At 69.6% G+C, this 11,554-nt stretch carries 10 protein-coding genes; 1 reads left to right on the top strand and 9 read right to left on the bottom strand.

Annotated features, from left to right (window positions below; translation table 11 throughout):
- Positions 1-22 precede the first annotated feature (22 nt).
- From GGE06_RS01880 to GGE06_RS01855, 6 genes are all read right to left on the bottom strand, one after another.
- Positions 23-1,042, bottom strand: coding sequence for a rod shape-determining protein (locus tag GGE06_RS01880; protein ID WP_116161013.1), 1,020 nt, complete (start codon positions 1,040-1,042; stop codon positions 23-25).
- Between the two features lie 215 nt (positions 1,043-1,257).
- Complete coding sequence (gene ndk / locus GGE06_RS01875; protein ID WP_184929875.1) at positions 1,258-1,671, bottom strand: nucleoside-diphosphate kinase; 414 nt, start codon at positions 1,669-1,671, stop codon at positions 1,258-1,260.
- A 66-nt stretch (positions 1,672-1,737) separates the two neighbouring features.
- The gene (locus tag GGE06_RS01870; RefSeq protein ID WP_116161011.1) at positions 1,738-2,094 is read right to left on the bottom strand and encodes a DUF4233 domain-containing protein; all 357 of its coding nucleotides are present in this window, start codon (positions 2,092-2,094) and stop codon (positions 1,738-1,740) included.
- Between the two features lie 5 nt (positions 2,095-2,099).
- Positions 2,100-3,599 carry a bifunctional tetrahydrofolate synthase/dihydrofolate synthase gene (folC, locus tag GGE06_RS01865; protein WP_116161010.1) on the bottom strand — a complete coding sequence of 500 codons (1,500 nt, stop codon included), beginning with the start codon at positions 3,597-3,599 and terminating at the stop codon, positions 2,100-2,102.
- A gap of 72 nt (positions 3,600-3,671) precedes the next feature.
- Positions 3,672-4,811: a sensor histidine kinase gene (locus tag GGE06_RS01860; protein WP_116165540.1), complete on the bottom strand. Its 1,140-nt coding sequence runs from the start codon at positions 4,809-4,811 to the stop codon at positions 3,672-3,674.
- Positions 4,812-4,959: 148 nt separating this feature from the next.
- Positions 4,960-7,581, bottom strand: coding sequence for a valine--tRNA ligase (locus GGE06_RS01855; RefSeq protein WP_184929874.1), 2,622 nt, complete (start codon positions 7,579-7,581; stop codon positions 4,960-4,962).
- Between the two features lie 138 nt (positions 7,582-7,719).
- On the opposite strand from GGE06_RS01855, the gene GGE06_RS01850 reads away from it, so the two are divergent.
- Positions 7,720-8,661 (top strand): hypothetical protein, encoded by a 942-nt coding sequence (locus GGE06_RS01850; RefSeq protein ID WP_184929873.1) that lies wholly within the window; start codon positions 7,720-7,722, stop codon positions 8,659-8,661.
- Positions 8,662-8,731: 70 nt separating this feature from the next.
- Here GGE06_RS01850 and clpX read toward each other — a convergent pair whose 3' ends face one another.
- From clpX to GGE06_RS01835, 3 genes are all read right to left on the bottom strand, one after another.
- A complete protein-coding gene (clpX, locus tag GGE06_RS01845) occupies positions 8,732-10,015 on the bottom strand; it encodes an ATP-dependent Clp protease ATP-binding subunit ClpX (RefSeq protein WP_015033605.1) in 1,284 nt (427 codons plus the stop codon).
- A 156-nt stretch (positions 10,016-10,171) separates the two neighbouring features.
- Positions 10,172-10,834 (bottom strand): ATP-dependent Clp protease proteolytic subunit, encoded by a 663-nt coding sequence (locus tag GGE06_RS01840; RefSeq protein ID WP_030684990.1) that lies wholly within the window; start codon positions 10,832-10,834, stop codon positions 10,172-10,174.
- A gap of 65 nt (positions 10,835-10,899) precedes the next feature.
- Entirely contained in the window at positions 10,900-11,517 is a 618-nt protein-coding gene (locus tag GGE06_RS01835) for an ATP-dependent Clp protease proteolytic subunit (protein WP_116161006.1), read from the bottom strand.
- Between the last annotated feature and the right edge of the window lie 37 nt (positions 11,518-11,554).

Below are 11,554 nucleotides of genomic sequence, written 5' to 3'. Positions count from 1 at the left end.
CCGTACGGGTGAAGCGGTGTCGCTAGCGGCGCGGCTGGGCGTCCAGGACCTGCTGCAGGGCCTCGAACTCCTCCACGCACTTGCCGGAGCCGAGGGCCACCGAGTCCAGCGGGTCCTCGGCGATGTGGATCGGCATGCCGGTCTCGCGGCGGAGGCGCTCGTCGAGGCCGCGGAGCAGGGCGCCGCCACCCGTGAGAACGATGCCGCGGTCCATGACGTCACCGGAGAGCTCCGGCGGGCACTTGTCGAGGGTGGTCTTCACGGCGTCGACGATCGCGTTGACCGGCTCCTCGATGGCCTTGCGGACCTCGGCCGCGGAGATGACCACGGTCTTGGGCAGACCGGAGACGAGGTCGCGGCCGCGGATCTCGGTGTGCTCGTCCTTGTCGAGGTCGTACGCGGAGCCGATGGTGATCTTGATCTGCTCGGCGGTGCGCTCACCGAGGAGGAGCGAGTACTCCTTCTTGATGTGCTGGATGATCGCGCTGTCGAGCTCGTCGCCGGCGACCCGGATCGACTGTGCCGTGACGATTCCGCCGAGGGAGATGACGGCGACCTCGGTGGTGCCGCCGCCGATGTCGACGACCATGTTGCCGGTGGCCTCGTGGACGGGGAGACCCGAGCCGATGGCCGCCGCCATGGGCTCCTCGATGATGTGCACCTGGCGGGCGCCGGCCTGGGTCGACGCCTCGATCACGGCGCGGCGCTCCACTCCGGTGATGCCGGAGGGCACGCAGACGACGACGCGGGGGCGGGCCATCCAGCGGCGCTTGTGGATCTTGAGGATGAAGTAGCGGAGCATGCGCTCGGTGATCTCGAAGTCGGCGATCACACCGTCCTTGAGCGGGCGCACGGCGACGATGTTGCCGGGGGTCCGGCCGATCATCTTCTTCGCCTCCGCGCCGACCGCGAGGATGCCCCCGGTGTTGGTGTTGATGGCGACGACTGACGGCTCGTTCAGAACGATGCCTCGACCCCTGACGTACACCAGCGTGTTGGCGGTCCCGAGGTCGACAGCCATGTCACGGCCGATGAACGACATGAAGTTCCCCTTGATTTCCCATGGCTGAGAGTGGTGCGGCGTGGAGTTTTCCATCGTAGTGCCGCCCGTGCGAATGGCGCGCGTTGGTCCACCTCAGTACTGGTGACGGCAGGACGCGGCGATCCGTTCCCGGGATTGGCGTTCATATGCCTGGGGGCGACCGAATTCCTTCGGTCGCCCCACAGGGTGCTTCGTTCGGCTGACCCCTGGTCAGATCAGACGAGGCCCGGGAAGAAGATCTTCAGCTCGCGGGTCGCCGACTCCTCCGAGTCCGAGGCGTGGATCAGGTTCTCCCGGACGATGGTGCCGAAGTCGCCGCGGATCGAGCCCGGCGCGGCCGCGATCGGGTCGGTCGGGCCGGCCAGCGTGCGCAGGCCCTCGATGACCCGCTCGCCCTCGACGACGAGCGCGACGACCGGGCCGGACTGCATGAACCCCATCAGCGGCTCGTAGAAGGGCTTGCCCTTGTGCTCGCCGTAGTGCTGCTCCAGCGTGTCCTGGTCCAGCGTGCGCAGCTCCAGGGCCGTGATGGCCCAGCCGGCCTTGCGCTCGATGCGGCCGATGATCTCGCCGATCAGGCCACGGCGGACGGCGTCGGGCTTGAGCAGGACGAGCGATCGCTGGCTCACGGGGGAACTCCTTCGGAAAAGCGGTGTGCGGGACCTCCGAGGCTACAGGGCCCGGACGGCCCACGATTACGCAGCGTCAGGCCCTGCCGAGGCCTGTGCCGCGGCCCAGCTCGCCTTCACCTCGTCGATCCGCCGCCCGTAGTGCACCGAGGCCCACCACAGGCCGGCGAAGACCGCGCCGAGGAAGAACATCGTGGGGACGAAGAAGCCGCTGAGGATCAGCCCGATCTGCAGGGCCCAGCCCAGCTGCACCCCGCCGGGCCGGGTGATCATCCCGCACAGCAGCACGGAGAGGACCATGGCCACTCCGCAGACCCACCAGACGGTGGACGTCGCGAGGCCGTCGTCCTTCATGGCGACGAGACCGGCGAAGCCGATCACGAAGAACTCGCCGATCAGCGTCGAGGAACAGAGCACACGCATCGGGTTCAGCCCCTTCGCAGCAGCAGCCGGGCGTCGCCGACCGTGAAGATCGAACCGGTCACGAGGACACCCGCGCCGCCGTACTCGCCCTCTTCCTCCGCGAGGGTGATGGCCGCCTCGATCGCGTCGGGCAGCCGCGGCTCGACGACGACCCGGTCCTCGCCGAAGACCTCGACCGCGGTCGCGGCGAGCGCGTCCACGTCGGTGGCCCGCGGGTTGGAGTTCGCGGTGATCACGACCTCCGCGAAGATCGGCTCGAAGGCCTCCAGGAGACCCTTCGCGTCCTTGTCGCCGCTCGTGGAGACCACGCCGATGAGCCGGGAGAAGCCGAAGGCCTCGCTGACGCCCTCCGCCGTCGCCCGCGCGCCGTGCGGGTTGTGCGCGGCGTCCAGGATGACGGTCGGCGAGGAGCGGACGATCTCCAGACGGCCCGGCGAGGCCACCTGGGCGAAGGCCCGGCGGACGGTGTCGATGTCCAGGGTCCGGGCGTGCTCGGCGCCGATCCCGAAGAAGGCCTCGACCGCCGCGAGCGCCACCGCGGCGTTGTGCGCCTGGTAGGCGCCGTGCAGCGGCAGGTAGACGTTGTCGTACTCGCCGCCGAGGCCGCGCAGGGTGAGGAGCTGGCCGCCGACCGCGACCTCGCGGGAGACGACGCCGAACTCCATGCCCTCGCGGGCCACGGTCGCGTCCGCCTCGACGGCCTTCTTCAGCAGCACCTGGGCCGCGTCGACCGGCTGCTGGGCCAGGATGACCGTCGAGCCCTGCTTGATGATCCCGGACTTCTCGGCCGCGATCTCGGCGGTCGTCGAGCCGAGCCGGTCGGTGTGGTCGAGGTCGATGGGGGTGACGACGGCGACGGAGGCGTCGATGACGTTCGTCGCGTCCCAGGTGCCGCCCATGCCGACCTCGACGACGGCCACGTCGACCGGGGCGTCCGCGAACGCGGCGTACGCCATGCCGGTGATGACCTCGAAGAAGGAGAGCCGGTACTCCTCTCGGGCGTCGACCAGCTCCACGTACGGCTTGACGTCCTGGTACGTCTCGACGAACCGCTCGGCGGAGATCGGGGCGCCGTCCAGGCTGATCCGCTCGGTGATGGTCTGCACGTGCGGCGAGGTGTAGCGCCCGGTGCGCAGCTCGAAGGCGCCGAGCAGGGCCTCGATCATGCGGGCCGTCGACGTCTTGCCGTTGGTGCCGGTGATGTGGATCGAGGGGTACGCGCGCTGCGGCTCGCCGAGGACGTCCATCAGGGCCGCGATCCGGGTGACGGAGGGCTCCAGCTTGGTCTCGCCCCAGCGGGTGGACAGCTCGGTCTCGACCTCCCGCAGCGCCTTCTCCACCTCGGGGTCCTCGGGGCGGCCGGGCACGGGGTCGCCCTGCGGCGGTCCGCCCTGCGTGCGCAGGGTGCGGCTGCCGGCCTCGATCACCGCCAGGTCGGGGTCGCGGTTCGTCTCTTCGTCGACGATGTCGTCGAACTGGTCATTCGGGTCGCTCGGCTCGCTCACGGGGCCAGTCTACGGAGCGGCACCGACAGGACATCGGACCCACCCCATTCGGGACTTTCGGCCCGAGGGGGTCTACCGGTCCAGGCCCGTCGGGAGCAGTGCCGTCACGGCGTACGCGCCGTCCTCCCGGCGGGCCTTCAGCGTGCCGCCCATGCTGGTGACCCGCTCCTCCATGGAGAACAGGCCGGTGCCGGTCGAGACGGGCGAAGGGTCCGGCGGGCTCTTCGGGAGAGGGTTGCGCACCTCGATCCGCAGGTCGGGCCCCTCGACCGTGATCGCGACGGTCACCGGAAGCCCCGGCGCGTGCTTGGCGGCGTTCGTCAGGCACTCCTGGACTACGCGGTGGACGGCGGCCTGCCGGAGCGGGGACAGCGCCTTGGCCTCCTCCGCGACCGTCAGCTCGACGGGGCTGCCCATGCGCTCGCTCTCCGAGGCGAGTTCGGGGAGCCCTTCGAGGCCGGGCGTCGCGGCGTCCCGGTCGGCGCGGCGCACGATCGTCTCGTTGAGCATGAGGTGGGCGCGCCGCGCGGTGTCCGCGAGCTCCTCGAAGTCCTTCTGGTGGGCCTCTCCCCTGGCCCGTACGGCGAGGACCTCGGCCCGCACCGCGAGGACGGTGAGCTCGCGGCCGACCAGGTCGTGGACGTCCCGGCCGACGGAGATCCGCTCCTCCTGAACGGCCTGCCGGGCGGCGGCCTCGCGGCGCTGGGCCTCCAGGGCGCGGACGAGGTCCGTGCGGTAGGCGGCGATGCCGACGCCGGCCGCGAGGACGCCGATCGGGACGACCAGGCTGAGGAAGTCGCTGACGGTCTCGCCGTGCTCGGCGGGCCATCCGGGCGTCAGGAAGTAGCCGTACGCCACGGCGACGTACAGCAGGGTCGCGGCGATCGCGGAGCGTCGTCCCCGGTAGCGGCCGATCGAGTACAGCGCGAACTGGATCATGGTGAGTTCGTGCAGCCAGCCCATCAGGCCGAGCGCGACGACGTACGGGACCCAGGGCAGCCGCCGCCGGAGCACCAGCGTGGCCGCCCCGCCGGCGAGGACGAGGGTCGCGGTGACGCCGGTGAGGGAGTTGTCGGCGCGGGCGAGCCCCGGCACGTCCAGGACCATCAGGCCGAAGGCGAAGAGCGCGGCGACGACGTCGAGGGCACGGGGCGAGACCGCCCACCGGTCCACGCAACGGCGGAGCGCGGGGACGGCGGGGAGGCGGGGCATGCCCTCCATCATCCAGGGTCTTTCGTCCCGGCGCCGCGGACCCGAAGTCCCGTCTGATGTGACTTAGGGCACTTTGCCCGAATTGACGGTACGCATAGGGAAAGGGCCCGGAACCGTCGGAAACGGTCCCGGGCCCTTCCCTCGCGTACTAGGCCTGCGGCAGGGCCGCCAGCTGGGCCTGGATGCGGGCGATGTCCTCGTCCGCCTTGGCGAGGCGGCCCTTGATCTTGTCCACGACGTTGTCGGGGGCCTTGGCCAGGAAGGCCTCGTTGCCGAGCTTGGCCTCGGCCTGGGCCTTCTCCTTCTCGGCCGCCGCGAGGTCCTTCGCGAGGCGCTTGCGCTCGGCGGCGACGTCGATCGTGCCCGACAGGTCGAGCGCGACGGTGGCACCGGCGACCGGCAGGGAGGCGGTGGCGGAGAAGCCCTCGCCCTCCGGCTGGAGGCGCAGGATCTGGCGGATGGCCGCCTCGTGCGCGACGAGCGGGGTGCCGTCGAGCGTGAGGCGGGCGGGCACCTTCTGGGCGTCCTGGAGGCCCTGCTCCTTGCGGAAGCGGCGGACCTCGGTGACGACCCGCTGGACGAGCTCGATCTCCTTCTCGGCGGCCTCGTCGCGGAAGCCCGAGTCCTTCGGCCAGTCGGCGATCACGAGGGACTCGCCGCCCGTGAGGGTGGTCCACAGGGTGTCGGTGACGAAGGGGACGATCGGGTGCAGCAGGCGCAGCATGACGTCCAGGACCTCGCCGAGGACGCGGCCGGAGACCTTGGCGCCCTCGCCGCCCGCGAAGAACGTGGTCTTCGACAGCTCGACGTACCAGGCGAAGACCTCGTCCCACGCGAAGTGGTAGAGCGACTCGCTCAGCTTGGCGAACTGGAAGTCCTCGTAGTACGCGTCGACCTGGGCGACCGTCTCGTTGAGCCGGGACAGGATCCAGCGGTCGGTCGCCGACATCTCGGAGGCGTCCGGCAGCGGGCCGTCGATGTTGGCGCCGTTCATCATCGCGAACCGGGTCGCGTTCCAGATCTTGTTGGCGAAGTTCCGGGACGCCTGGACCCAGTCCTCGCCGATCGGGACGTCGGCGCCGGGGTTGGCGCCCTTGGCCAGGGTGAAGCGGACGGCGTCGGAGCCGTACGCGTCCATCCAGTCCAGCGGGTCGACCGCGTTCGGGTTGGACTTCGACATCTTCTTGCCGAACTCGTCACGGACGAGACCGGTCAGGGCGACGGTCTTGAACGGGACTTCGCCGTCCATCGCGTACAGGCCGAACATCATCATCCGGGCGACCCAGAAGAAGATGATGTCGTGACCGGTGAGCAGGACGTCGGTCGAGTAGAACTTCGCCAGGTCCGGGGTCTGCTCCGGCCAGCCGAGCGTGGAGAACGGCCACAGGCCGGAGGAGAACCAGGTGTCCAGGACGTCGGGGTCCTGGGTCCAGCCCTCGCCCGTCGGGATCTCGTCGTCGGGTCCGACGCAGACGACCTGGCCCTCGGGGCCGTACCAGATCGGGATGCGGTGCCCCCACCACAGCTGGCGCGAGATGCACCAGTCGTGCATGTTGTCGACCCAGTCGAAGTAGCGCTTGGAGAGCTCCTTCGGGTGGATCTCGACGGAGCCGTCGCGGACGGCGTCGCCGGCGGCCTGCGCCAGCGGGCCGACCTTGACCCACCACTGCATCGACAGGCGCGGCTCGACGGTCGTCTTGCAGCGCGAGCAGTGACCCACCGAGTGCATGTACGGGCGCTTCTCGGCGACGATCCGGCCCTGCTCGTTGAGCGCGCCGACGATCGCCGAGCGGGCCTCGAAGCGGTCCAGGCCGAGGAAGGGGCCGTGGACGGTGATGACGCCGTGCTCGTCCATCACGGTGAGCGAGGGCAGGTCGTGGCGGCGGCCGATCTCGAAGTCGTTCGGGTCGTGCGCCGGGGTCACCTTGACGGCGCCGGTGCCGAACTCGGGGTCGACGTGGGTGTCGGCGACGACCGGGATCGTACGGTCCGTCAGCGGCAGCTTGATCTGCTTGCCGACCAGGTGCTTGTAGCGCTCGTCGTCGGGGTGGACGGCGACGGCCGTGTCACCGAGCATCGTCTCGGCGCGGGTCGTGGCGACGACCAGGGAGTCCTCGCCCTCGCCGTACCGGATGGAGACGAGCTCGCCGGCGTCGTCCTGGTACTCGACCTCGATGTCGGAGATGGCGGTCAGACAGCGCGGGCACCAGTTGATGATGCGCTCGGCGCGGTAGATCAGACCGTCCTCGTAGAGGTCCTTGAAGATCTTCTGGACGGCCTTGGAGAGGCCCTCGTCCATGGTGAAGCGCTCGCGCGACCAGTCGAGGCCGGCACCGAGGCGGCGCAGCTGGCCGAGGATCCGGCCGCCGTACTCGTCCTTCCACTGCCAGACGCGCTCGACGAACTGGTCACGGCCCAGGTCGTGGCGGGACTTGCCCTCCTCGGCGAGCTGCTGCTCGACCTTGTTCTGGGTCGCGATGCCGGCGTGGTCCATGCCCGGCAGCCAGAGCGTCTCGAAGCCCTGCATGCGCTTGCGGCGGGTCAGCGCGTCCATGAGCGTGACCTGGAAGGCGTGGCCCAGGTGGAGGGCGCCCGTGACGTTCGGCGGCGGGATGACGATCGTGTACGGCGGCTTCTCGCTCTTCGCGTCCGCCTCGAAGTACCCGCGCTCTACCCAGCGCTGGTACAGCGGCCCCTCTACCTCGGCCGGCGCGTAGGTGGTCGGCAGTTCGGTGGTGGGCGCTGTCTGCTGCTGAGTGTTCTCGGTCACGGGGCCAGTTTAGGGGTGTCCCGGTCGTGTCCTGAAACGCTTTGGTTCGGTAACGGTGTGGCCCCCGCCGCACCTGCGGCTCCGTGGTTCCGACAGGATGTTCGCCAGGCATAAACATCCTGTGAGGGGAACCTGTCGATGAGCTACAACCAGCCGGGCCCGTACGGCGGCCAGCAGCCCGGTCCTTACGGCCAGCCGGGCCCGTACGGCCAGCAGCCGCCGCAGCCGGGCCCGTACGGCCAGCCGCAGGCTCCGCAGCCGGGTTACGGATACCCCCAGCAGGCCCCGCAGGGCGTCCCGCCGCAGCAGCCCCCCTACGGCTACCCGCAGCAGCCCGGCCCCTACGGCCAGCAGCCCCAGTACGGCGCCCCGCAGCAGCCCGGCGGCTACATGCCGCACCCGCCGGCCCCGAAGAAGTCCAAGGCGGGCTGGGTCATCGCAGCGGTCGCGGTGGTCGCGGCGCTGGGCGTGGGCGCGTACTTCGTGCTGGGCGGGGGCGGCGGCGCGGTCGCGGACGACGGCCCGCACAAGCTGATCACGCCGGAGACGGTGCTGGGCGAGTACAAGAAGGCGCCTGACAGCGGGAACTCCTCCGACAAGGACTCCCTGAAGGACGCCGAGAAGAACGGCGTCAAGAACGCCAAGGAGGTGAAGGCCTCCTACCAGGTGGAGAACAAGGCCAACCCCCTGGCGAACAAGGTGATCCAGTTCAACGGCCTGTACGGCGAGATCGACGATCCCGAGGCGGTCGTCGACGCCATCTGGGCAACCACGAAGGCCGAGGCCGAGAAGGACAAGGGCAAGCCCGACACCCCGGAACTGGTCGGCAGCCCGCAGGAGTACACGCCGTCCGAGCTCGACGGCGCGGTCCTGAAGTGCCAGCAGATCCAGACCAAGGCCGACGCCGCCAAGGGCGCCCCGGCGATGACCATGACCATGTGCGTGTGGGCCGACCACAGCACCGTGGGCATGGTCGTCCCGATCGACACGGCCTCGCTGCTCGCCGGCAAGCCCGGTTCGGCGGAGGACGCCGCCTCCATCACCGCCAAGCTCCGCAAGGAAGTCCGCGTCAAGGCCTGATCCTCGGCCCTCGCACGAAGAAGGGGCGCCCCGCCGACCGGGCGGGGCGCCCCTTTCATGTCCGTACGGCTCAGGCCGACTTCTCGTGCCTGCCGTCGTTCTTCACGATCCGCGGGACCAGCGTCGGGTTGACGTTGTTGCGGACGACGTCGGCCGTGATGACCACGCGGGCCACGTCCTTGCGGGACGGGACCTCGTACATGACCGACTGGAGGACCTCCTCCATGATGGCGCGCAGGCCGCGCGCGCCGGTGCCGCGGAGGATCGCCTGGTCGGCGATGGCCTCCAGGGCCGGGCGGTCGAAGTCCAGCTCCACGCCGTCGAGTTCGAAGAGGCGCTGGTACTGCTTCACCAGCGCGTTGCGCGGCTCGACCAGGATCTGGAGGAGCGCCTCGCGGTCCAGGTTGTGGACGGAGGTGAGGACGGGGAGACGGCCGATGAACTCGGGGATCATCCCGAACTTCACCAGGTCCTCCGGCATGACCTCCTGGAACTGGTCGCTCGCCTCGATCTCGCGCTTGGAGCGGATGGTCGCCCCGAAGCCGATGCCCTTGGCGCCCGCCCGCGACTCGATGATCTTCTCCAGGCCGGCGAAGGCGCCGCCCACGATGAAGAGCACGTTCGTCGTGTCGATCTGGATGAACTCCTGGTGCGGGTGCTTCCGGCCGCCCTGCGGCGGGACGGAGGCCGTCGTGCCCTCCAGGATCTTCAGGAGGGCCTGCTGCACGCCCTCACCGGAGACGTCACGCGTGATCGACGGGTTTTCGCTCTTACGGGCGACCTTGTCGATCTCGTCGATGTAGATGATCCCGGTCTCGGCCTTCTTGACGTCGTAGTCGGCCGCCTGGATCAGCTTGAGCAGGATGTTCTCGACGTCCTCGCCGACATAGCCGGCCTCCGTCAGCGCCGTCGCGTCGGCGATGGCGAACGGGACGTTGAGCATGCGGGCCAGGGTCTGCGCGAGCAGCGTCTTGCCCGAGCCCGTGGGACCGAGCAGCAGAATGTTGGACTTCGCCAGCTCGATGGCGTCGTCACGGCCCTGCGCGCCGCCGTTCTCGCCGGCCTGGACGCGCTTGTAGTGGTTGTACACCGCGACCGAGAGGGCCTTCTTCGCCGGCTCCTGGCCGACGACGTACCCCTCGAGGAACTCGTAGATCTCGCGGGGCTTGGGGAGTTCCTCCCACCGCACCTCGCTCGTCTCCGCGAGTTCTTCCTCGATGATCTCGTTGCAGAGGTCGATGCACTCGTCGCAGATGTACACACCGGGTCCCGCGATGAGCTTCTTCACCTGCTTCTGGCTCTTTCCGCAGAACGAGCACTTGAGCAGATCGCCGCCATCACCGATGCGTGCCACGAGGTGCTTCCCCTTCGCCTGGGAGCGCTTGGTTCAGCGACTCCTGGTGCCTCATATTCGACGGTACCTTGCCGGGCCCCCCGTTCGGGCCCCCCTTGGCGTGGTTGGCATGGTCGCAATTCGGCCACGCCAACCACGGCGAGGGAAGGTCGGGCGTCAGCGCTCGGCGGAGGCCGTGCTCTTGCGGGTCGAGACGATCTGGTCGATCAGGCCGTACGCCAGGGCGTCCTCGGCCGTCAGGATCTTGTCGCGCTCGATGTCGTCGCGGATCTTCTCGATCGGCGTCGAGGAGTGCTTGGCCAGCATCTCCTCCAGCTGGCTGCGCATGCGCAGGATCTCGTTGGCCGCGATCTCCAGGTCGGAGAGCTGCTCACGGCCGGTGCCGCCGGAGGGCTGGTGGATCAGCACGCGGGCGTTCGGCAGGGCCATCCGCTTGCCGGGGGTGCCGGCGGCGAGCAGCACGGCCGCGGCGGAGGCCGCCTGGCCCATGCAGACCGTCTGGATGTCCGGCTTCACGAACTGCATCGTGTCGTAGATCGCCGTGAGGGCGGTGAAGGAGCCGCCCGGGCTGTTGATGTAGATCGAGATGTCGCGGTCCGGGTCCATCGACTCCAGGCACAGCAGCTGCGCCATGACGTCGTTGGCGGAGGCGTCGTCGATCTGCACGCCGAGGAAGATCACGCGCTCCTCGAACAGCTTCGCGTACGGGTCGTACTCGCGCACGCCCTGCGAGGTGCGCTCGACGAAGCGCGGCACGACGTAGCGGTTGTCCATCGGCGCGCCGGTGTAGAGGCCGCTCGGGGAGAGGTTGTTCTGCATCTGGGTGTTCACCGTCCTGGTGGCGTTCAGAGGGGGCTGGGGGCTCTTCGGCTGGCTGCCGGCGCTCAGGCGCCCGTGCCGCCGCCGCCCGGAACACCCGCGGCGTGCGTGATGATGTCGTCGATGAGGCCGTACTCCTTGGCCTCGTCCGCGGTGAACCAGCGGTCGCGGTCGCCGTCGCGGATGATCGCCTCGACGGTCTGGCCGGAGTGGTGCGCGGTGATCTCGGCCATGCGCTGCTTGGTGCGCAGCAGGTACTGGGCCTGGATCTTGATGTCGGAGGCGGTGCCGCCGATGCCGGCGGAGCCCTGGTGCATCAGGATGTCGGTGTTCGGCAGCGCGAAGCGCTTGCCGGGGGTGCCGGCGGTGAGCAGGAACTGGCCCATGGAGGCGGCCATGCCCATGCCGATGGTGACGACGTCGTTCGGGATGAACTGCATGGTGTCGTAGACCGCCATGCCGGCCGTCACCGAGCCGCCGGGGCTGTTGATGTAGAGGAAGATGTCCTTCTCCGGCTCGGCGGCCAGGAGGAGCATCTGGGCGGTGATCTTGTTGGCGATCTCGTCGTCGACCTGCTGGCCGAGGAAGATGATCCGCTCGCCGAGCAGCCGGTTGTAGACATGGTCGCCGAGGCCGCCACCGATGGACGGCTCACCCGCGGCGTAAGGCTTCAGATTCGTCACGTATCCACCTGCTCGTCTCCGACGGCCCCGGGCCGTC

Origin of the sequence: Streptomyces nymphaeiformis (assembly GCF_014203895.1) — a bacterium.
Lineage (GTDB): Bacteria > Actinomycetota > Actinomycetes > Streptomycetales > Streptomycetaceae > Streptomyces > Streptomyces nymphaeiformis.
Note: the sequence above shows the minus strand (reverse complement) of the source record. Positions and strands in the feature narration are given on the sequence as shown.